This window comes from Rhodobacter sp. SY28-1 (genome assembly GCF_005222785.1).
Classification (GTDB): Bacteria; Pseudomonadota; Alphaproteobacteria; order Rhodobacterales; family Rhodobacteraceae; genus Tabrizicola.
This window is the reverse complement of record NZ_STGH01000002.1, coordinates 657,170-679,377: the sequence shown is the minus strand read 5'-3', so window position 1 is coordinate 679,377 and position 22,208 is coordinate 657,170. Positions and strand designations below refer to the sequence as shown.

The 22,208-nt window shown below is 66.6% G+C and carries 17 protein-coding genes; 5 read left to right on the top strand and 12 right to left on the bottom strand.

Annotated elements, in window-relative coordinates:
- The first annotated feature begins 84 nt into the window (after window positions 1-84).
- From E8M84_RS12315 to galE, 3 genes are all read left to right on the top strand, one after another.
- Window positions 85-1,389 (top strand): UDP-glucose/GDP-mannose dehydrogenase family protein, encoded by a 1,305-nt coding sequence (locus E8M84_RS12315; protein WP_137111475.1) that lies wholly within the window; start codon window positions 85-87, stop codon window positions 1,387-1,389.
- 156 nt (window positions 1,390-1,545) lie between these two features.
- Entirely contained in the window at window positions 1,546-6,039 is a 4,494-nt protein-coding gene (locus tag E8M84_RS12310) for a calcium-binding protein (protein ID WP_137111474.1), read from the top strand.
- Between the two features lie 102 nt (window positions 6,040-6,141).
- Complete coding sequence (galE, locus tag E8M84_RS12305; protein ID WP_137111473.1) at window positions 6,142-7,128, top strand: UDP-glucose 4-epimerase GalE; 987 nt, start codon at window positions 6,142-6,144, stop codon at window positions 7,126-7,128.
- Between the two features lie 3 nt (window positions 7,129-7,131).
- Here the strand turns inward: galE and E8M84_RS12300 are convergent, their stop codons facing one another.
- The 3 genes from E8M84_RS12300 to E8M84_RS12290 all read right to left on the bottom strand — a co-directional run bounded on the left by E8M84_RS12300 (window position 7,132) and on the right by E8M84_RS12290 (window position 11,148).
- Window positions 7,132-8,238 (bottom strand): hypothetical protein, encoded by a 1,107-nt coding sequence (locus E8M84_RS12300; protein ID WP_137111472.1) that lies wholly within the window; start codon window positions 8,236-8,238, stop codon window positions 7,132-7,134.
- Between the two features lie 61 nt (window positions 8,239-8,299).
- A complete protein-coding gene (cueR, locus tag E8M84_RS12295; RefSeq protein WP_137111846.1) occupies window positions 8,300-8,713 on the bottom strand; it encodes a Cu(I)-responsive transcriptional regulator in 414 nt (137 codons plus the stop codon).
- Window positions 8,713-11,148 carry a heavy metal translocating P-type ATPase gene (locus tag E8M84_RS12290; RefSeq protein ID WP_240790366.1) on the bottom strand — a complete coding sequence of 812 codons (2,436 nt, stop codon included), beginning with the start codon at window positions 11,146-11,148 and terminating at the stop codon, window positions 8,713-8,715. Before E8M84_RS12290 ends, cueR begins: the two co-directional genes overlap by 1 nt.
- Window positions 11,149-11,425: 277 nt before the next feature.
- Between E8M84_RS12290 and E8M84_RS12285 the strand changes: the two genes are divergently transcribed.
- Entirely contained in the window at window positions 11,426-11,629 is a 204-nt protein-coding gene (locus E8M84_RS12285; RefSeq protein ID WP_137111471.1) for a hypothetical protein, read from the top strand.
- Between the two features lie 386 nt (window positions 11,630-12,015).
- The gene (locus E8M84_RS12280) at window positions 12,016-12,225 is read left to right on the top strand and encodes a hypothetical protein (protein WP_137111470.1); all 210 of its coding nucleotides are present in this window, start codon (window positions 12,016-12,018) and stop codon (window positions 12,223-12,225) included.
- A gap of 82 nt (window positions 12,226-12,307) precedes the next feature.
- Here E8M84_RS12280 and E8M84_RS12275 read toward each other — a convergent pair whose 3' ends face one another.
- The 9 genes from E8M84_RS12275 to rodA all read right to left on the bottom strand — a co-directional run bounded on the left by E8M84_RS12275 (window position 12,308) and on the right by rodA (window position 22,200).
- Entirely contained in the window at window positions 12,308-13,549 is a 1,242-nt protein-coding gene (locus E8M84_RS12275; RefSeq protein WP_137111469.1) for an FAD-binding oxidoreductase, read from the bottom strand.
- 42 nt (window positions 13,550-13,591) lie between these two features.
- Window positions 13,592-14,752 (bottom strand): iron-containing alcohol dehydrogenase, encoded by a 1,161-nt coding sequence (locus tag E8M84_RS12270; RefSeq protein ID WP_137111468.1) that lies wholly within the window; start codon window positions 14,750-14,752, stop codon window positions 13,592-13,594.
- A gap of 4 nt (window positions 14,753-14,756) precedes the next feature.
- Window positions 14,757-16,133 (bottom strand): aldehyde dehydrogenase family protein, encoded by a 1,377-nt coding sequence (locus E8M84_RS12265; protein ID WP_137111467.1) that lies wholly within the window; start codon window positions 16,131-16,133, stop codon window positions 14,757-14,759.
- Window positions 16,134-16,201: 68 nt separating this feature from the next.
- On the bottom strand, window positions 16,202-16,699 hold the full coding sequence (locus E8M84_RS12260) for a GFA family protein (RefSeq protein ID WP_137111466.1): 498 nt from the start codon (window positions 16,697-16,699) through the stop codon (window positions 16,202-16,204).
- Window positions 16,700-16,716: 17 nt separating this feature from the next.
- On the bottom strand, window positions 16,717-18,084 hold the full coding sequence (locus tag E8M84_RS12255) for a glutamine synthetase family protein (RefSeq protein WP_137111465.1): 1,368 nt from the start codon (window positions 18,082-18,084) through the stop codon (window positions 16,717-16,719).
- Window positions 18,085-18,291: 207 nt separating this feature from the next.
- Window positions 18,292-19,182: a DMT family transporter gene (locus E8M84_RS12250; RefSeq protein ID WP_137111464.1), complete on the bottom strand. Its 891-nt coding sequence runs from the start codon at window positions 19,180-19,182 to the stop codon at window positions 18,292-18,294.
- Between the two features lie 150 nt (window positions 19,183-19,332).
- Complete coding sequence (locus tag E8M84_RS12245; protein ID WP_137111463.1) at window positions 19,333-20,247, bottom strand: glyoxylate/hydroxypyruvate reductase A; 915 nt, start codon at window positions 20,245-20,247, stop codon at window positions 19,333-19,335.
- 186 nt (window positions 20,248-20,433) lie between these two features.
- Window positions 20,434-20,982, bottom strand: a complete 549-nt coding sequence (locus E8M84_RS12240; RefSeq protein WP_240790365.1) for a DUF1345 domain-containing protein — start codon at window positions 20,980-20,982, stop codon at window positions 20,434-20,436.
- Between the two features lie 78 nt (window positions 20,983-21,060).
- Window positions 21,061-22,200, bottom strand: a complete 1,140-nt coding sequence (gene rodA, locus E8M84_RS12235; protein ID WP_137111461.1) for a rod shape-determining protein RodA — start codon at window positions 22,198-22,200, stop codon at window positions 21,061-21,063.
- Window positions 22,201-22,208: the final 8 nt, after the last annotated feature.

Below are 22,208 nucleotides of genomic sequence, written 5' to 3'. Positions count from 1 at the left end.
GCGTCGCCTGGCCTGCGTTGCAGCGTTTGACAGCCCTTGCTGCGCCCTGCATAGACAGGCGCGTGGGTTCAGCGGGGCGGTTCAATGCGGATTGCGATGATCGGGACGGGATATGTCGGGCTGGTCTCAGGCGCCTGCTTTTCCGACTTTGGCCATGATGTGATCTGCGTCGACAAGGACGCGGCCAAGATCGAGCGGCTGAACCAGGGCGAAGTGCCGATCTTCGAACCCGGGCTCGAGGCGTTGATCGCCAAGAACACCGCGGCGGGGCGGCTGTCGTTCACCACGGACCTGGCTGCGGCGGTGGATGGGGCCGAGGCCGTCTTCATCGCGGTCGGCACGCCCACGCGGCGGGGGGACGGCCATGCCGACCTGACGTTTGTTATGGCCGCTGCCGCCGAAATCGGGCGGGCGCTGACCGGTTACGCGGTGGTGGTGACCAAGTCCACCGTTCCGGTCGGCACCAATCGCAAGGTGGCCGAGGCGGTGCGCGAGGCGAACCCGAAGGCCGCATTCGATGTCGCCTCGAACCCCGAATTCCTGCGCGAGGGGGCAGCGATCGACGATTTCATGCGCCCGGACCGGGTGGTCGTGGGGGCCGAAACGCCGAAGGCACGGAAGGTCATGGCCGAGCTTTACCGGCCCCTTTCCTTGCGGGAATTCCCGATGGTCTACACCGGGCTGGAAAGCGCCGAGATGATAAAATACGCGGCGAACGCCTTCCTTGCGACCAAGATCACCTTCATCAACGAGATCGCCGCCCTGTGCGAAAAGGTGGGCGCGGATGTGAAGACTGTCGCCAAGGGCATCGGCATGGACGGGCGCATCGGCGACAAGTTCCTGCATGCCGGGCCGGGCTATGGTGGCAGCTGTTTTCCAAAGGATACCAAGGCCCTGGCCCGGATCGGGCAGGAACATGCCGCACCCATGCAGATCGTCGAGGCGGTCATCAAGGTGAACGAGGAAGTGAAACGCCGGATGATCGAGAAGATCGTCGATCTCTGCGGCGGGTCGGTCCGCGACAAGACCATCGCCGTCCTTGGCGTGACCTTCAAGCCCAACACCGACGACATGCGCGAGGCGCCGTCGCTGACCATCGTCCCGGCGCTTGTGGGTGCTGGTGCCAAGGTGCGGGTCAGCGATCCGCAGGGCAAGCACGAAGGCGAGGCGCTTCTGGCCGGAGTGAAATGGGTCGACAACCCCTACCAAGCGGCGAACGACGCCGATCTGGTCGTGCTGCTGACCGAGTGGAACGAGTTCCGGGGGCTCGATCTGGCCAAGCTTGCCCGCAAGATGGCAACGCCGCAGATGGCCGACCTGCGCAATATCTACGACCCGGCCGAAGTGCGCGAGGCGGGGTTTACCGCCTATGTGGGGGTCGGCCGCTAGGACCCCGCTCCCGCCCTGATCCGAGGGGCCCGATCCTGGGGCCTTTGTCGAAAATCCGGACCTTTTGCCCCGATTGCGCCCTGATCGGATCACCGGGCATTAGGACTTAGCCCCGCATCCTCGACCCCGGGTAAATGGGTGTGTGTGGGGCCGGAAGTGATCAACTTTCTGGTGACGGAGACGTTCACGGCTGCGCCGCTGAACATGGTCTCGGGTATCTGCGATCTGGAGCTTGTGGTCCAAGGCGGCAAGATTGTGCTGTACACCGCCACCCGGGCCGGGGGTGGCGTGCTGGCGCTGGAGGTCGGCACGACGCTGACGCTTCTGGATCAGGAAAGCATCTCGCCCGGCATGGCTCTGCCGACTGAGGCCACCATCGAGACGGTGACGATCAACGGCGTCACCCATCTGATCGTGACCGGGGCGAACCAGGCCGGGGTCAATGCCTTTGCCATCACCGGGACCGGCACGCTGAACCCAGCTATCCAGCTGCCCGGCAGTCTGTCCGGCGCGATTTCGGCGCAGGCGGTGCTGCAGATCGGCGGGGCGACCTATTTCTACGCCGCGCGAATGGGTGAAAGCACGATCTACACCTATTCGGTCGCGGCAAATGGCACGATGACCTTGGTCGGCAGCAAGGTGCTGGACAGCGTGCATCCCGGGGTCGACATCGGCTCGATGATCCCGGTGACGGTGGACGGCCAGCAGTTCCTGGTCAGCCTGTCGCTGGAGGCGGACGTGGTGCGCGCCTTTCCGGTGGGCGCAAACGGCGCGCTGGGCAATGCGACGGCCGTGGGCGCGCCGCAAGGCCTGGGGATCAACGAACCCTCGGCCGTCGAGGTGGTCGAGATGGGCGGGACGACCTTCCTGATCGTGGGGGCGACCAACTCCTCGTCGATCAGCGTGATCGGGCTGGCGGCGGATGGCACGATGTTCGTCACCGACCATGTGATCGACACGCTGGACACCCGGTTCCAGGGCGTGCAGGCGATGGCAACGGCGCAGGTGGGCGACCGGGTCTTCGTCATCGCGGGCGGGGGCGATGACGGGTTGACCGTGATGACCCTGATGCCGGACGGGCGGCTTCTGAAGTGCGGCCAGCTGCTGGGCGACCTTGGCCTGCCCATCGACAACATCACCGCCCTGGCCGCGCAGGTGGTGGGCGGGGTGATCGAGCTGTTCATCGCCACCGAAGGAGCCGGCATCACCCGGCTGCAGATCGATCCCGGCACTCTGGCGCCAATCCAGACCGGCACGCTGTCCACTGCCACCCTGACCGGCACGGCGGGTGGGGACATGATCATCGGCGGGGACGGGACCGAACAGATCCTGGGCGGGCTGGGCGATGACATCCTGGCCGATGGCGGCGGCTGCGACACGCTGTTCGGCGGCGCGGGCGCCGATATCTTCGTGCTGGGCGCGGACGGTGCGGCGGACTGGATCGGCGACTACCAGTTCGGCATCGACAAGATCGACCTCTCGGCCTGGGGACCGATCCATTCGCTGGCCGCGTTGACCTTAACGGCGACCCTGACCGGGGCGATCATCACCTACGGCGACGAGGTGCTGGAGCTGGTCACGCCGAACGGGATGCCCCTGGTGCCCGGCCTGTTCCAGCTGACCGATTTCATCGGGCTCTGGCACGCCATGCCCACCCAGCCCGACCCCGCCAACCTGCGCTATGGCACGAACCAGGTCGACGTGCTGACCGGCGGCAGCGGCGACGACATGTTCCTCGTCTCGGTCGGGGCCGACACGATCAACGGCGGCGCGGGCTTTGACACCATCGTCCTGACCGGCGCGACGGCGGGCATCCGCGTCAATCTTGAGGCGTTGAACCAGAACACGAACATCGCCACCGGCCAGACCTATGTCTCGATCGAGGGGATCATCGGGTCCTATTTCTCGGACACGTTGACCGGGAACTCCGATGGCAACCGGATCGAGGGGCTGGACGGCAACGACCGTCTGTCGGGCGTCGCGGGGAATGACACGCTTCTGGGCGGGAATGGCAACGACTCGCTTCTGGGCGGGCTTGGTGCCGATGTGCTGGACGGCGGCGTCGGACGCGATCGGGCAAGCTATCGCGAGGCGGTAATTGGCGTCATCGCCGACCTCGGCAATCCGGCGGTCAACACGGGCGAGGCGGCAGGCGACAGCTACATCGCCATCGAGGATCTGGAGGGCACGGGCTACAATGACACGTTGGGCGGCGATGCCCAGTCCAACAACCTGCTGGGGCTGGAGGGCAATGACCGGCTTGACGGGCGGGGCGGCGCGGACAGCCTCTATGGTGGCGAAGGCAACGACACCCTGATCGGCGGCGAGGGCGGCGACCGGCTGGAGGGCGGCAACGGCACCGATTTCGCCAGCTATGACACCGCGACCAGCGCGGTGCGGATCGACCTTGTCACCCCCGGCCTGAACCTGGGCGACGCGCTGGGTGATACCTTCATCACGATCGAGGGGTTCGTCCTTTCCGGCTTTGCCGACACCTTCTCCGGCTCCAATCTGGCCGAGCAGGCGTTTGGCGGCGCGGGCAATGACACTCTGTCCGGCCTTGGTGGCGCTGACCTTCTGTCAGGCGGGTCCGGCAACGATACGCTTTATGGCGGGGACGGTGACGACACGCTGGTGGGCGGCGCCGGGGCGGACCGGATCGAGGGCGGCGTGGGCAACGATCTGGTCAGCTATGCCGATGCAACGGCGGGGGTGCGGGCCGATCTTGCGACACCCGGGCTGAATACGGGGGACGCGGCAGGCGACAGCTACCTGACCGTCGAGGGTCTGGAAGGATCGACCTTTGCGGACACGCTGGCCGGGGACTCCGGGGCGAACCGGATCTTCGGCCTGCAGGGCAATGACCAGATTTGGGGCCGCGCGGGGAACGACATCCTGTATGGCGGCGACGGCGACGACACGATCCTGGGTGGGACAGGGTCGGACACGATCTTCGGCGGCGCCGGGTTCGACATCGCCTCCTATGCCGAAAGCGCAACCGCCCTGCGGGTCGACCTGGCCACAGCCGCCAACTCGACCGGCGAGGCGTTGGGCGACAGCTTCGACGGGATCGAGGGGCTTCTGGGCGGCACCGGGGCCGACACGCTGCAGGGCGACGGGCAGGCCAACCTCTTGATGGGCGGGCTTGGCAACGACAGCCTGGAGGGGCGGTGTGGCAACGATACCCTGCAAGGCGGCGACGGGCTGGACACGCTGCTGGGCGGCGACGGGAACGACCGGCTGGAGGGCGGGCTTGGCAACGACCGGCTGGAAGGCGGCCTGGGCAATGACAGCCTGATCGCGGGCGACGGCAACGACCTTCTCTACGGCGACAGTGAAAGCGACACGCTGGAAGGCGGGGCGGGAAATGACACGCTGTACGGCGGCGACGGGGATGACCGTCTGGACGGCGGAACCGGCAACGACCGGATGGAGGGTGGGCTTGGCAACGACCTCTACCTGGTGGACAGCGTCCTTGACGTGGTGGTCGAAGCCGCCTCGGCCGGGACCGACACGGTGCAGACGGCGCTGACGACCTACACTCTGGCCGCCAACGTCGAAATCCTGGTGATGACCTCGGGACTGAACTCATCGGGCACCGGCAATGCGCAGGACAATACGCTTGCCGCGGGCGCGGGAAACGACACGCTGTCCGGGCTGGCCGGCATTGACTGGATTTACGGTGACGCGGGCAACGACAGCATTGACGGCGGGACCGAGACTGACGCGCTGTGGGGCGGCAGCGGCGACGACACCATTCTGGGGGGCGATGGCGGCGACGGGCTGTTCGGTGAGACCGGCAATGACCGGCTGTTCGGCGGCAACGGGGTCGACTGGCTGTTCGGCGGCGACGGCGACGACCGGCTGGAGGGTGGGAACGACACCGACGCCCTGTTCGGCGCCTTCGGCAATGACACGCTTTATGGCGACAACGGCGGCGACAACCTCGACGGCAGCTATGGCAACGACGTGCTCTATGGCGGGCAGGGTGTGGACTGGCTCTACGGTTCGTTCGGCGAGGATTCGCTCTATGGCGGCACCGAAACCGACGCGCTGTTCGGGCAGGAAGGCTTTGACCTGCTGGACGGGGGCGATGGCGGCGACAACCTGGATGGCGGGTCGGGCAGCGACAGCCTGTATGGCGGCGCGGGCAATGACTGGCTCTATGGCCAGGAAGGCACGGACCTGATGTACGGCGGCAGCGACGACGATGTGCTGTGGGGCGGGGCCGACAATGACCGGCTGTATGGCGAGGCGGGCAGTGACCACTTTGATGGCGGCGATGGCGACGACTGGCTGACAGGGGGGGCCGGGCGCGATGTCTATCACGGCGGGGCGGGGGTCGATCACTTCGAGATCATCACGGCGGATGCCGAGGACCTGTTCCTCGATTTCACAAGCGGAACCGACAAGGTTGTGCTGAACCGTGCCGCCCTGGGCCTGGCGGCTGAGGCGACGCTGGCGGGGATGTGGCAGACCGGGGTGGCGCTTCCGGGCAACTTCGGCGGCACCTCGCCCGTGCTGTTCTACGACACGAACTTCCGCGCGCTGTTTCTGGACCTCGACGGCGGGTCCTCGGCCAATGCCGTGGCGCTGTTCAGTCTGGATGAAGGCCTGAGCCTTGCCCTTGCCGACCTGCTGCTTGGCTAAGCAGGCGGGTCGCGAAGCCCGGAACGCACTGGACATTGCGGGGGCTTTCAACGCAAACCATCGGCGCGATGGTTGGCAGTTTGCAGTCTTGGGCGGTGTGAGATGACAGAACGGATATTGGTGACGGGCGGGGCGGGCTATATCGGCGCGCATGCCTGCAAGGCCCTTGCCCGCGCCGGGTATGAGCCGGTGGTCTTCGACAACCTGTCGACCGGCTGGTCGGGGGCGGTGAAATGGGGCCCGCTGGTCAAGGGTGACCTGATGGATCGGGCGCAGATCGACGCGGCCCTTGCCGAGTATCGCCCCGTCGCGGTGATGCATTTCGCAGCCCTCTCGCTGGTGGGCGAGTCGATGAAGGACCCCGGGAAATACTGGCGGGTCAACGTCACCGGCGCCTTGAACCTGTTGGAGGCCTGTGCGGCAGCGGGGGTGAAGAACTTCGTCTTCTCCTCGACCTGTGCGACCTATGGCGATCAGGACGGGGTTCTGCTGACCGAGGACACGCCGCAACGGCCGATCAACGCCTATGGCGGGTCGAAGCTGGCAATTGAACAAATGCTGCGCGATTTCGGGGTTTCAGCCGGGATTTCGCATGTGATCTTTCGATATTTCAACGTCGCGGGCGCGGACCCCGAGGGCGAGATCGGCGAACAGCACACGCCGGAAACCCATCTGATCCCGCTGATGCTGGACGCCGTCGCAGGCAAGCGCCCGGCGCTGACGGTCTTCGGCACGGATTACCCCACCCCCGACGGGACCTGCGTGCGCGACTATGTCCATGTCTCGGACCTGGCCGATGCGCATGTGCTGGGCGTGCAGCGCCTTCTGGCGGGTAAGGGCGACGGGGTGTTCTGCCTGGGCACCGGGCGCGGCTTTTCGGTGCGCGAGGTGATCGAGGCGAGCCGCATGGTCACCAACCGCGAGGTGCCGGTGGTGATCGGCGACCGGCGTGCAGGCGATGCGGCGGCTCTGGTGTCCTCGTCGACCCATGCGATCCAAGAACTGGGGTGGGAGCCGGAACGGTCGACCCTGCGGCAGATGATCGGCGATGCCTGGGCCTGGGCACAGAAGCCCGGGTTCACCGAGTAAGCGTCACAAGTCCCAGTCGAGTGCCGCCTTCTTCGGCGCGCTTGGCGCCGGGGCCGCCCCGCCCAGCCAGGACCCGCGCAGGGGCACCTTGCGTTCAGCGCCCCAATCGCCGGTGATGGTCAGCACGTCGCCCTCCAGCATCACCCCCGCCACCGACTGGCCTTCCGGCCAGGCGATTGCGCCGATGACATGGCGCACCTCGACCGTACCCTGCGGGTCAAGACGGACCAGCGGCGGCTGCCCGGCGGCAGAGAGGGGATCAGGTTCTTCCCGTGACGACAGCCCCAGCATCGGCAGCGCCGCGCCTTCCTCGACCCCCAGACAGCCACGGTGGCGACCGTTCCACGGCGCATAGTCGCGCCCGCCGTTCGAATGCCACAGCATGGTCATCGGCAGCATCACCGGGTTGCGCAGCGACAGGAACAGATCGCCCTCGGTCGGTCGGACTACGGCGGTCCAGCCCAGGCGGGACGAGGGATCCTCGATCCCTGCGACGAAATCCTCGTGCGCCTCGCCCCAGGGGTAACGATGCAGGTTGACCGTCCCGCCATCCGCGCCCGGAAACTCGGCCGCGTCCTCGGCCCGTCGGGGATAGGCGAGGCAGGACCGTCCGCGCGCCGTCTCCAGCGGCTCGGCCAGCGTCTCCCACCAGCGCTTGCGCGAGAAGGACAGCTTTGCCCCGTTCGGAACCGAGACCATCGCGTGGTTGGCGACCGGCAAAGGGCCGGAGCCACCGATGAACAGGTGGCGCTGGTAGACGAAGGGATGCCCGTCGCTGACCGACAACTCCTTGACCACGGTCGCGCCCTGCACTGCGCCCGTCAGTACCGCGCGCAGCGTGCCGGGGGCGGAGGGGACCACCTGCCAGTCGCCATTCGCCGTCAACCCGTGCAGCCCGTGGTCCGAGGCCCCCATCGGCGCGGCAAGGAAATCCCCGGCCAGCCAGGCCTGATGCGGCGGGGCGTCGGCGGGAACCTCGTCCCTGCCCCAGGGCGCGCGGTGCAAGGGCGCGATGTCCTGCCCGGCATCGGTCACAGTCAGCCCGTCCAGCACCCCGCCACGCGGCTGGAAGTCAAAGCGGATGCCCTGGGCAGAAATCCTGTTCGTCATGCGCTACGGTCCTTGCGTTGCAGGCCAAGCTTGGCCCGGCCGGCAACCCTGCGCAAGCTGTTCACTGCGCCTGGGAGGGGGCAGGCGCAGGACCGCCCAGGTCCTCCAATATCGGGCAATCCGGCCGTTCATCCCCAGCACAGCAATGCACCAGATGGGTCAGCGAGGCTTTCATCGCCTCCATCTCGCGGATGCGCTGGTCCAGCGCGTTGATCTGGTCCTGCGCCAGCCGCTTGACATCGGCGCTGGCCCGGTCGCGGTCGCGCCACAGGGCCAGAAGGTCGGCCACTTTCTCCATCGGAAAGCCAAGGTCGCGGGCACGGCGGACAAAGCGCAGGATCTGCACGTCCTTCGGGCCATAGGTACGATAGCCCGATCCGGTGCGCCCAGCCGACGGGATCAGGCCGGTCTCCTCGTAATAGCGGATCATCTTGGCCGACACGCCGCTGGTCCGTGCGGCTTCTCCGATGGTCATCATGTGCGGGCTCCATAGCGTTTCAGGCGAAGGGCGTTGGTCAGGACGAAGACCGAGGACAGGGCCATCGCCCCGGCGGCAAGGACAGGGGACAGAAGGATGCCGAAGGCAGGGTAGAGGACCCCCGCTGCGACGGGGATCAGCGCGGCGTTGTAGGCAAAGGCCCAGAACAGGTTTTCCTTGATGTTCCGCATCGTCGCGCGGCTAAGGCCTATGGCATCGGCCAGCGCGGGCAGGCGGCCCGAGACCAGCACCACATCCGCCGCCTCGATGGCGATATCGGTGCCGGTGCCCATGGCGATCCCCACGTCGGCCTCGGCCAGCGCCGGGGCGTCGTTGATCCCGTCGCCGGCAAAGGCCAGGGTGCCCTGCGCCTTCAGTTCGTGCAGGGCCGCAACCTTGCCTTCCGGGGTGACCTCGGCCACCACCTCGTCGATCCCAAGGTCGCGCGCAATGGCCCGTGCCGTCCGCGCGTTGTCGCCGGAAATCATCGCGAGCCGCAGCCCCATTGCCTTGAGCCGCGCGATGGCATCCGGCGTCGTCGGCTTCACCGCATCGGCCACCGACACCAGCGCCACCGCCTTGCCGTCCCGCGCGGCAAAGACCGGGCTTTCGCCACGGTCGGCCAGTCGTTCGGCCTCGGCCATGAAGGCCGCGATGTCGACGCCGCGCTTGCCCATCTCGCGCGCCGAGCCGAGCGCGATCTCTGCCCCTCCGACCCGGGCCTGGACGCCATGGCCGGGCTTGGCCAGGAACCCCTCGACCGTGGGCAGGGCCATGCCTTCCGCCGCAGCAACGATGGCGCGGGCGATGGGGTGTTCCGACTGCGCCTCGACTGCCGCCAGCACCGGCAACAGCGCCGCTTTCGTCTCGCCTTCGGCAGGATGGAAGCCGGTCAGTGCCGGGCGGCCCTCGGTCAAGGTCCCGGTCTTGTCGAAGGCCATGACCTTGACGCCTTGCAGGGCCTGCAGCGCCTCGCCCTTGCGGAAGAGAACGCCAAGTTCCGCCCCACGCCCGGTGCCGACCAGGATCGAGACGGGTGTGGCAAGGCCCATCGCACAGGGGCAGGCGATGATGAGGACGGCAACCCCGTTGACCAGCGCCATCGGCAGCGCGGGCGCGGGTCCGAAGATCAGCCATATGAGGAAGGTCAGTGCCGCCAGCCCCATCACCACGGGGACGAACCACAGCGTCACCTTGTCGACCAGCGCCTGGATCGGCAGCTTGCCGCCCTGCGCCGCCTCGACCATGCGGATGATCCGCGCCAGCATCGTGTCGGCGCCCACCGCCACCGCCTCGATCACCAGCGCTCCGGTCTGGTTCACCGTCCCGCCGATCACCGATGCACCAGCGACCTTCTCGACCGGCACCGGCTCACCTGTCACCATCGCCTCGTCGATCCAGCTTTCGCCCGAGACCACCCGCCCGTCGACCGGCACCCGCTCGCCCGGGCGCAATTCCAGCATGTCGCCGGGGCGGACCTCGGCCAGAGGCAGGTCGACCACCCGGTCCCCGCGCCGGACATGCGCGAGGACGGGTTGCAGGGCGACAAGGCGGGCAATCGCCTCGGACGACCGGCCCTTGGCCCGGGCCTCCAGCAACCGGCCCAAGAGGATCAGCGTCACGATCATCGCGGCGGCCTCGAAATAGACTGCGACGGACCCGGGCGGCATCAGGCCCGGCAGAAAGGTCGCCAGCGTCGAATAGGCCCAGGCCGCGCCGGACCCCACCGCTACCAGGGAAGACATGTCGGGTGCGCCTTTCAGCAGCGCCGGGATGCCGCTCAGGAAGAACCGGCGTCCGGGGATGGCCAGCACCAGCGTCGTCAGGGCGAACTGGATCAGCCAGCTGGTGCCCTGGCCGATCGTTCCCATCACCCAGTGGTGAAAGGCCGGGATCAGGTGGCTGCCCATCTCCAGGACGAAGACCGGTAGGGTCAGGATGGCTGCAAGGATCAGATCACGGCGCAGGTCCTCCGCCTCGCGCGCGCGCCGCTGGGTGGCTGGTTCCTCGGTGGCCTGGGCCAGCCGGGCGGCATAGCCCGCGCCCTTCACGGCCGAGATGAGCGCCACAGGGTCGGCGATCCCCTCCACCCGCGCGCTTTCGGTCGCCAGGTTCACCGTTGCCTCCGTGACGCCCGGAACCGCCTGCAAGGCGCGTTCCACCCGCGCCACGCATGAAGCGCAGGTCATCCCCTCGATGACCAGTTCCCGGGTAGGGGACGTCACGCTGTAGCCCGCCTTGACGACCGCGCCGATCAGGGCATCGGCAGACGCCGTTCCCTGCACTTCGGCGGTCTCGGTGGCCAGATTGACAGACGCGCCCGTCACTCCCGGCACGGCTTTCAGCGCCCGTTCGACCCGCCCGGCGCAGGACGCACAGGTCATGCCGGTTACCGGCAGGGCGATGGAGAAGTCAGTGCTGTGTTGGGTCATGATCCGCCCTCTTTCCACTTCCGGCCGCAGAATTGCGGGCCGTCACTTCGGGGACGTTCCAGCATATGGGGCTTCCCATGATAGGAAGGTCAAGGGGGATGGTACGAGAATCTTTGCAGCCGGTCGAACAGGCCTGCTGGGCTGCGACGGCAGAGTTGTGCGCGGGCAACTCTTTCACTGAAAGTTGTGGCCCTGCGACGGCATTTCTTGCCCCGATCCGGGGCGCGGTTTATCCGGAAAGTGCAAGCTGCCCCTGGAACCTTGGAAGGATTTGGTCATGAAGAAACTTGCTGCGCCGCTTCTCGCCTTCACCCTGGCGTTCACCTCGACCACCGCATTCGCCGGTGGCCCGGTTGTCGTCGAGGAAGAGCCGGTGGTCGAAGCCGCCTCGCCCCGTTCGGGCTGGATCGTTCCGGTCGTTGTCGGCCTGATCCTGATCTGCGCGGTTGCCTGCGGCAACGACGACGAGCCGCAAACCTGAGCCGATCCCGGACTGGCGCTGAAGGCCTGACCTGACGCGACTGCCCAGACCTACCCTGAACCCGGTAGCGCAAGCTGCCGGGTTTTTCCTTGCCGCGCCTTCAGATCCGCCCATGTCGTGACCTGGGTCCGGATCAAACCCCGAGGCCCGTATTCGAAGACGCGGAAGACATCTGCTCCGCCACGCGACATTATGGGAAAACAAGGAAGTCGGTGCGACAATCCCTGCAATCGGTCGATGGGCCGTTGCCGTTGCCGAAGCGGAGTTGTGTGAGCGCAACTGTTTCACGGGAAATTCCGGTCTTGTGATGGCCTTTCTTGCCCCGTTCCAGATCCAGGTATACTCCGAAAATGCAAGCTGCCCTCTGAACCTGGAAGGATTTGGACATGAAGAAACTTGCTGCGCCGCTTCTCGCCTTCACTCTGGCTTTCACCTCGACCACCGCATTCGCCGGTGGCCCTGTAGTTGTCGAGGAAGAGCCGGTGGTCGAAGCCGCCTCGCCCCGTTCGGGCTGGATCGTTCCCTTCGTTGTCGGCCTGATCCTGATCTGCGCGGTTGCCTGCGGCAACGACGACGATGACAACGGTGGCGGCTGATCGAAGCCGGGACCGCCGTTGACGGCCTGACCCTACCCTGAACCCGGCAGCGCAAGCTGCCGGGTTTTTCCTTGCCCCTCCGTCAGAACCGCGTCGGCCGGTAGGGCGCGATGTTGATCCCCGTTGGATGCCCGTCGATCAGGCCCGCGACGATCCGCGCCGTCACCGGGGCCAGCGTCACCCCGAGATGCCCGTGGCCGAAGGCATGAATCACTTCGCCGCCTCCGCGCGACGGGCCGATCACCGGCAGACTGTCGGGGATCGAGGGGCGGAAGCCCATCCATTCTCGGTCCGGGGGGCCAAGCTGGGGAAAGAACGCCCGCGCGCCTTCGACCAGCTTCGCGATACGGTGGGGGGAAGGCGGTAGGCTGAGCCCACCCAGTTCCACGGTCCCGGCTACCCGCAATCGGCCCGCCATCGGGCAGAAGTAGAAGCCCCGCGCCGTGGGACAGGCGGGGCGCGTGAGCAGCGGTTCGGCCATGTCCCATTCGACATGATAGCCCCGCTCGGTATCCAGGGGGATGCGGTCCCCGACCTGCCGCGCCAGGTCGCGCGAATGTGCCCCGGCGGCGATGACGACACGGCGGGCGTGCAGGTGCAGGCCCGGCCCCTCGATCACCACGCCATCCGCCCGCCGCTCCAGCCGGTCCGCCCGGGCCTGGATATGCCGGGCGCGGGGCAGGACGGCGGCGGCGATCAACCCCATCATCCGGCCCGGGTCATCCAGAAAGGTCGCCCCGGTGAAATACGCCGCCCCGCCAAGCCGCGCGGGCAGGCCAGGCTCCAGCTCGGCCAGGCTTTCGGGGCCGATCAATTCGACATCCACCCCCAGCGCCCGGCGACGATCCAACTCGGCCCAGGCGGCAGTGAAGGCCTTGGGCGTCTCGTACAGGTAAAGACAGCCGCGCCGTTGCAGGATGCCCGCCCCCTGCACCCGCAGCACAAGATCATCCCACAGCGTCGCCGCATCCGACAACAGCGCCGCCAGCGCGCGGGCGTTGCGTTCGGCCTGGGCGGGCAGCGACTGCCAAAGGAACCGCAGAAGCCAGGGCGCCAGCGAGGGCAGTGCACGATGCCGGATCGCCAGCGGAGAGGTCTTCGAGAAGAGAAGCGAGGGCAACGACCGCAGGACATCGGGCGTGCCGACCGGGCTGGTCGCGTAACCGGCGATGGTCCCCGCATTGCCGTAGCTGGCCCCCATGCCGGGATGGCCGGGATCGACCAGCACCACCTCGTGGCCCTGGTCGATCAGTTCCAGCGCGATGGCCAGCCCCACCACGCCCGCGCCGATCACGGCGATGTCGGTCGTTTCGCGTGTCGTCACCGCCGGGCGAACTCCGCGGCAGGGTGGGCGGGCCTGCCCACCTTACAGACAGGCCTCGAACAGCGCGCGCGTGTTCTTCTTGGTCATCTTGACCGGGTTGCCGCCGCAGGACGGGTCCTCCAGCGCCATCTTGGTCAGCATGTCGAGGTCGGGGTCCTTGACGCCCAGCTTGGTCAGGTTTTCCGGGATGTTCAGCGTCGTCCGCAGGTCAAGGATGCGCTGGTAGAACCCCTTGTAGCCGCCCTTGATCCCGCAATAGGCCGCCGCCGAGGCCAGCCGGTCCTTCACCGCCTTGCGGTTGAAGTCCAGCACCATCGGCATGACCACGGCGTTCGTGGTGCCGTGGTGCGTGTTGTAGACCGCGCCGATCGGGTGGCTGAGGGCATGGATGGCCCCAAGCCCCTTCTGGAACGCCACCGCCCCCATCGCCGCTGCCGACATCATATGCGCGCGGGCGTCGAGGTCGTTCGGGTCGGCGTAGACCTTGGGCAGGTTCTCGAACACCAGCCGCATCCCTTCCAGCGCGATGCCTTGCGACATCGGGTGGTAGAAGGGGCTGGAGAACGCCTCCAGGCAATGCGCCAGCGCGTCCATGCCGGTGCCTGCGGTGATGAACTTCGGCATCCCGGTGGTCAGCGCCGGGTCACAGATCGTGACGGCGGGCATCAGCTTGGGGTGGAAGATGATCTTCTTCTTGTGGGTCTCGCTGTTCGTCAGCACCCCCGCCCGGCCCACTTCTGACCCCGTCCCGGCGGTCGTCGGCACCGCGATGATCGGGGCGATCTTCGAGGCATCGGCGCGAGTATACCAGTCGTCGATATCCTCCAGCTGCCAGACTTTCAGCTTCTTCGGCTGATGCGCCATCAGGGCGATCATCTTGCCCAGGTCCAAAGCCGAGCCACCGCCGAAGCAGATCACCCCGTCGTGGCCTCCGCCAAGGTAGACCTCGATCCCGGCGGCCATGTTGATTTCGTTCGGGTTCGGGTCCACGTCCGAGAAGACCGCGCGGCCAAGGCCACCGGCCTCCAGCACGTCCAGCGCGCCTTTGGTGATCGGCAGGCTGGCCAGCGCCTTGTCGGTCACAAGGAGCGGCTTCGTCAGGCCGATGGACTTGGCGTGATCGGCCAGTTCCGCGATCCGGCCGACGCCGAACTTGATCGCGGTGGGGTAGGACCAGTTCCGGTTGGGAACGTTGTGGGTCATGACGTTAGACTTTCTTGAGGTGATAGGATTTCGGCCGGGTCACCGAATGGAACCCGAGATAGGAAAGCGACGTCCCGCGCCCGGTGTCCTTGACACCGGTCCAGGTCAGGGCGGGGTCAAGGTAGTCGGCCCGGTTCATGAAAACGGTCCCGGTTTCGACCTGCGCGCCAATGGCGGCGGCGGTGTCGTAGTCTTCGGTCCAGATGCTCGCGGTCAGGCCGTAGGGCGAGTCGTTCATCAAGCGGATCGCCTCGGCGTCGTTCTTCACCGGCATGATACCGACGACGGGACCGAAGGATTCTTCCTTCATCACCCGCATCGAATGGTCGACGTTGATGAGGATTTGGGGCGCGAGGTAGGCACCCCCGTCATCGGCGAACTTCTTCGGGTCGAGAAGCGGCTTCGCACCCTTGGCGATGGCCTCCGCCGTCTGGTCGCGCACCGTCTGGGCGAACCGCTTGTGCGCCATGGGCCCGAGGGTGGTCGAGGCGTCGAAGGGGTTGCCAAGCTTCAGCTGGCCGACCCAGGCCACGGACTTCTCGACGAAGCTGTCGAAGAGCTTTTCGTGAACGTAAATGCGCTCGATGCCGCAGCAGCACTGACCCGCGTTGTACATCGCGCCGTCCATCAGGACATCGACCGCGAGGTCCAGGTTCGCATCCTCACGCACATAGCCCGGGTCCTTCCCGCCAAGCTCCAGCCCCAGGGCCGTGAAGGTCCCCGCGGCTGCGCGTTCGATGGCCTGCCCGCCGCCGACCGAGCCTGTGAAGTTCACGAAACCGAAGCTGCGTTTGGCGATCAGGGCTTCGGTCGTGGCGTGGTCAAGGACGACGTTCTGGAACACGTCCTGCGGAACTCCGGCGGCATGGAAGGCCTCGGCCAGCCGTTCGCCCACCAAGAGGGTCTGCGAGGCGTGCTTCAGCACCACCGTGTTACCGGCGATCAGCGCAGGGACGAGGGTGTTGATCGTGGTGAGGTACGGATAGTTCCACGGCGCGATGATGAAGACGACGCCCACCGGTTCTCGCGCGAGGTAGCGGCGGAACTTGTCGCTGTCCTCGATCATTTCGGGCGCGAGGGTCTTGGCGGCGATCGAGGCCATGTAGTCGGTGCGGGCATTCACCCCGCCGAACTCGCCACCGTAGCGGGTCGGGCGGCCCATCTGCCAGGCGATTTCCTCGACCACCACCTCGGACATGGTGTTCAGCTTCGCGACCCCGGCCTTGACCAGGGCGATCCGCTCTTCCAGCGGACGCGCGGCCCAGGGCTTCTGAGCGGCCTTCGCGCGGGCTACGACGGCATCGGCGGCGTCAGCCGACAGCGGCATCCGCTCGGCATAGACCCGGCCATCGACGGGAGAAATCAGTTGGATAGGTTTCATGTCAGTCCTCGTCTGTCGGGATTTTCCCAACGATTGTCTTTCGGGCCAGGGTCGCCCCGGCCCACGTGTCAGGTTGGCGGCCAGACCGCAGTGTCGTGGTCCGGATGCTGAAGGTTGCTTTGGCGGATCAGGTCGAACCGCTCGACAGTGTCGCCGACGCCATTATCGCCCTCACCTGTCTGGGTCGAGGGCAGATGCGTTATCTCGGCCAGCCAAGGCTCCATCGCTTCGGTGCCGACGTTATGCTCGGGCCGGATCTCGGCATGGCGGTCAAGCGAACCGATGGTGACATCGACCCTTGGCCGTGACAACGCCTCATAGGTCAGGGGCGTCCCGCAGTCGCGGCAGAAGCCACGTAGGGCATCTGCCGAGCTTTGGAAATGCGCGATGGCGCCACGCGTGACCCGGAAGAAGTCGCGATGCGAGCCAGCCCAGGCGGCAAAGGGGCCTGCCACCTGCTTCTGGCACATGCGACAATGGCACAGGCAGGCGTTGTCCGGGGGAACGGTGAACTCGTACCGCACCGCCCCGCACTGACACCCGCCTGCCCACTTGTCTTCCGTCATGATCTCCTCCCGCGGGCTCAGGCGCGTTCCAGCAGACGCTCGCGTTCGAAATCCGTGACGACGCGATCGGTCTCGGAAATCTCCCACTGGGCGGCGTGGTGATAGTGGTCGATCACGTCGTCGCCGAAGGCCTGCCGCAGCATCGTCGACTTGTTCAGCAAGTCCGCCGCCTCGCGCAGGGTGTGCGGGATCTCGCGGATGCCCTTGGCCGAATACATGTCGCCCCGCATTTCGGGTTCCAGCGCCATCTTCTTCTCGATCCCGTCAAGACCCGCGGCCAGCAGCGCCGCGCAGGCAAGATAGGGGTTCACGTCGGACCCCGGAATGCGGCATTCCACCCGCACGGCCTTGGTATGGACGCCGCAGACGCGGAAGCCTGCGGTCCGGTTGTCCGCGCTCCACACGGCCTTGGTGGGGGCGAACATGCCGATGGTGAAGCGCTTGTAGCTGTTCACATACGGAGCGAGGAAGGCGGTGATGTCGCGGGCGTGGTGCAGCTGGCCCGCCAGGTAGTGCTTCATCAGGTCGGACATGCCGTGGCTGTCAGCCTTGTCGGCAAAGCTGGCCTTGCCGTCCTTCGACCAGAGGCTCTGGTGGATGTGGCTGGACGACCCTGCCCGGCGGTGGTCGTATTTCGCCATGAAGGTCACCGACTTGCCCTTGGACCAGGCGATTTCCTTGATCGCGTTCTTGATGATCACGTGGTTGTCGGCCGTATCCAGAGCGTCCGAATAGCGGTAGTTGATCTCCTCCTGCCCCGCCTCGGCCTCGCCCTTCGAATTCTCCACCGGGATGCCCGCGCCATACAGCCCGTTCCGCACGGCGCGCATGACGTCCTCTTCCTTCGTCGTCTGGAAGATGTGGTAGTCCTCGTTGTAGCCGCCCACGGTGCGGAGCGCGTTCAGCCCCCCGTCGCGGAGGTTCTCGTAGGAGTTCTCGAACAGATAGAACTCCAGTTCGGTCGCCATCATGGGTTCAAACCCCATCGCTCGGGCACGTTCGACCTGCCGCTTCAGGATCGACCGAGGCGCGTGGGGCACGTCGGCATGGGTGGCGTGGTCCTGGGTGTCGCCCAGCACAAGGGCAGTCCCAGGCAGCCAGGGCAGGCGGCGCAGCGTCTTGAGGTCGGGCTTCAGCGTGTAGTCGCCATAACCCGTCTCCCAGGACGAGGACTTGTAGCCCTGCACCGTGTTCATCTCCATGTCCACGGTGAGAAGGTAGTTGCAGCAGTGGGTTTCCTCCCAGCCGCCGTCCACGAAGAACTGCGCGTGGAAGCGCTTGCCCATCAGGCGGCCCTGCATGTCGATGCCGGCCGCGATCACGGTGTCGATTTCGCCGGATTTCACGGCCTTCTTCAAGTCGTCTAGGGTCAGATTACCAGGCATGTCGCGCCTCTTTCCTGAATGTCGGTTTCTGGGGAGGGGGCCTCGGCCCCGGGGACGAAGGGGACAAACCCCGACGCACCACCGAATTCAGGCTTGCGCGGCCAGCAGGGGCCGCCCTCGGTATCTTGCGGCTCGGACCGCATCTGATCACTCTCCCCGGGACTCGCGCTGCATCGTGGCCCGCGAATTTGATCAATCATTCACAGGTCAGGGCGTTTCCGCAACCCCCTGCGCGCGTGGCCCCCGCGCGCCCATCACCGCGTTCAGCGCCACGGCGGCCAGAAGCACCCCGCCGCCGATAAACGTGGCGGCACTCGCCGTCTCGCCCAGCAGGACAAACACCCAGATCGGCGCCAGCAGGACCTCGATCAGCGACAGAAGCGTCAGCTGCGCCGCCGGGATGACCTTTGAGCCCAGAGTGTAGGCGACCATGCCAAGGGCCAGGATGCCCATCCCCATCACGACCGCCACCCCCATGTCCCAGGTCGAGACGCGGATCGGCTGGCCCTGCAGGGTCAACACGGCCCCCGCCACGATGACCGAGAACACCGCGCCCAGCATCGACACCGGCAGCATGTCCCCGACCTTGCCCCAGCGCAGCGCGACCGAGAAGGCGCCGAACCCCGCCGCCGACAGAAGCGCCGCGAGGTTGCCGTGCAGCGCTCCAAGCTCAAGGCCCTCGCGGACCATCAGGTACATGCCGAAGACCGCAAGGCCGATGGCTGCCCAGGTCCAGCCCCCGACCCGTTCCCCCAGCAAGATCCAGCCCAGGACCGCCGCCACGAAGGGCGAGGCGGTGAACAGGAAGACAGCATTGGCGACGGTGGTCGACTGGATCGCGTAGATCGCGCCCGCAAAGGCGAAGACCAGGCCGAACGCGCCCACGGTCCCGGCGATGCCGATCCGGCGGATCGACTGGAAGGGCCTGCCGCCCGAAGTCCAGATGGTGAAGGCAAAAAGGACCGGCACCACGCCGACGGACCGCCAGAACAGGATCTGCCAGACCGTCGCATCCTCGATCTGGCGCAGCATCAGGCCCATCAGCGACCAGAGCGCCCCCGCCGCCAGAACCAGTGCCACGCCCTGCCCGTATCGCATTTCCGCACCTCGTTTGCAGAAGTGCTGGCATGGAGCGCGGGTTCCAGCTGTCCCGTTCGCGACCTGTTGCGCCCGGGGCGGCTCTTCGCTTCCGTCGGTCGCTTCTCGCGAGGTCAGCGAAGAGCGACCGAAGCAAGCGAGGAGCGGCGGTCAGTAGCCCCGCGCCCGGTCGACTAGGTAGAGAAAGGGCTCCCCGGCCTCGCCCCGCCGGATGTTTTCGGCGATCACGCGGGACGAGGTCAGCGCACGGGTGTCGGCGGCGATGTGGGGGGTGACGGTGATCTTCGGGTGCGACCAGAAGCGGTGATCCTGCGGCAGGGGTTCGACGCGGAAGACATCCAGCGTCGCGTGGCCGATCCGGCCCGCGTCAAGGGCCGCGAGGAGGGCGTCGTCGTCGATCAGGGCGCCCCGGCCGGGGTTCAGGATGACGGCCCCGCGGGGGAGGAGGGCGAGGCGGTCGGCGTTCAGCAGGTTCTCGGTCTCCGGCGTCTTGGGCAGCAGGGTCACCAGGATCTGTGCGGTGGACAGCGCTTTGCGCAGCCCGTGTTCGCCATGCAGTTGGCCGGGTTTCTCGCTGCGGCTCCAGCCGGTGACAGGGAAGTTGAGGGCGCGGAGGGCATCGGCGCAGGCGGAACCCAGCGCGCCCATCCCAAGGATCGTGACCGGGCGTTCGCGGGCCAAGGGTGGGCAGGTCGGGTCCCAGACGTGGCCGGGGTTCACTATGTGGCGGTCCATCCCCAGGTGGTGGCGCAGGGTGTGGCCCACGACCCATTCCACCATCCCCTCGGTCAGGCCGGGGTCGACCATCCGGCACAGGGGCTGGGTCAGGGTGGGGTTGCCTACGATCCGTTCGACACCGGCCCAGAGGTTCAGGACGGCCTTCGTCCGGGTGTAGGGGGTGAAGTCCTGCAGGGGCGAGGCGGGGGCGTAGACGATGTAGTCGACCTGGGCCGGGTCGGCCTCGGTGACAAGGGTGGCGTCGATCCCGGCTTCCTTCAGGGCGGCGGGGAGGGTGTCGCGATATTCCGGCCAGAGAGCAGGGGTGGCGAAAAGGATGAGGGGCATGGGGGCTTTCCGGGCTGTCCACGGTGGACGGATTTCAGGGGTGAAGGATTTCAACAGGTTGGGCGCGGGCGTTAGGGATTTGTCAAGGTTTTCCGACGCGCGGGCGGTTGGACGGGTCCCGGAGTTTTCGAGAATTCCGGATCGGAGCCTTTGAAGGCCAAGGTGCGATTCCGTCGAAGAGATCGCCTACAGTCCCGCCGTCACGGCGGCATTCACTGCCAGCGCCAGGATGCCGGTGTTGTAGAAGAAGCTTGCCACACCGTGCAGCATAACCGCGCGGCGCAAGGGGCGCGTGGTCACCTCGACGTCCGAGACCTGCGCGGTCATGCCGATGGTGAAGCTTGCATAAAGGAAATCCCAGGCATCGGGGTCGCCCCGTCCGGGGAAGGCAAAGCCTGTCCCCGCTTCCTTGTCCCGGTAGTGCAGGTAGGCATAATGAAAGGCCATCAGCGTGTGGACCGTGGCCCAGCCAAGCGGCAGGCTGACCAGGGCCATCAGCCGCGCGCCAAGGCTGCTTTCATCGGCGTTCAGCACCAGAAAGATCGCGGCCACACTCACCAGCACGGCCAAACCGGCCAGAAGCAGGATCAGGGCCACGCCCTCGTCCTCGTCCTCGGCATGGCGGCGAAGATCGTCAGGGCCGGTCTGGCCGACGATGCGGAGGGTGAGGAGAAGGTAGGTCAGAAACAGAAAATCCGCCCCCGCCAGCAGGGAAAAGACGGGCGCAAAAGACAAAGTCCATGCCGCCAGGCCCGCGCAGAGCCCTAGAAAGAAAGAGAGAAGAAAGCGTCCGTGCCGCCTGAACAGTCGCACCTAGCGTGGCCTGTGGACATGGGCGCTTTGCACAAGGCCAAAGCCCACCAAGAGCACCATCATCGCCGAGCCGCCGTAGCTGAGAAGCGGCAAGGGAACGCCCACGACCGGGGCCATCCCCATCACCATTGACAGGTTCACCGCGATGTAGAAGAAGAAGTTCGCCGCCACCCCGATGATGAGAAGCGCCGAGAACCGGTCGCGGTTCTGGAAGGCCGCAACCAGGCAGAAGCCGATGATGAGGGCGTAGAGCGCCAGAAGCGAGAAGGCCCCGACAAAGCCAAACTCCTCGGCCAGCGTGGTGAAGATGAAGTCGGTGTGCTTTTCCGGCAGGAAGTTCAGCCGCGATTGCGTGCCCTGCATGAAGCCTTTGCCGCTCCACCCGCCGGACCCCAGCGCGATCTTCGCCTGGATGATGTTGTAGCCCGCGCCCAGGGGGTCGGCGGACGGGTCGAGGAAGGTGTCGATCCGCTTGTACTGGTAGTCATGCAGGAACTGCCACGGCGTGCCGCGCAAGGTGAAGACGCCCACGACAGCCGCGACCCCCAGCGCGATCACCGCACCGAAATACCACAGCGACACGCCAGCGGCGAACATCACGGTGGCGCCCGCCAGGATCAGCATCAGCGAGGTGCCGAGGTTCGGCTGCATCAGGACGAGGATCGTTGGCGCAACAATCATCAGGACCGGCAACAGCACATAAAGCGGCCGCGAGACCAGCTTGGGGTCCAGCCAGTCGTAATAGACCGCCAGCAGCATCACGAGCGTGAACTTCATCATCTCGGAGGGTTGCAGCCGGATGAAGCCAAGGTCGATCCAGCGCTGCGCCCCCATCCCGACCGCGCCGAAGAATTCCACCAGCAGCAGCAGCAGGAAGGCGACGATATAGGCCACGCCCGACATCGACCGCCAGAACCAGATCGGGATCATCGCCACGATGAACATCAGCACCATGCCGACGCCGAACCGTTCCATCTGCGGTCGCGCCCAGAGGTCGAGGTTCCCGCCCGCGATCGAATAGAGCATCAGGAAGCCGACCGAGGCGACGGCGGTGACAAGCACCACCAGCGGCCAGTTCAGGTACAGGATCTTGCGGATGCCCGTCGGCGCAAACTTGACGCGGTATTCCAGGAAACTCATGCGTCCCC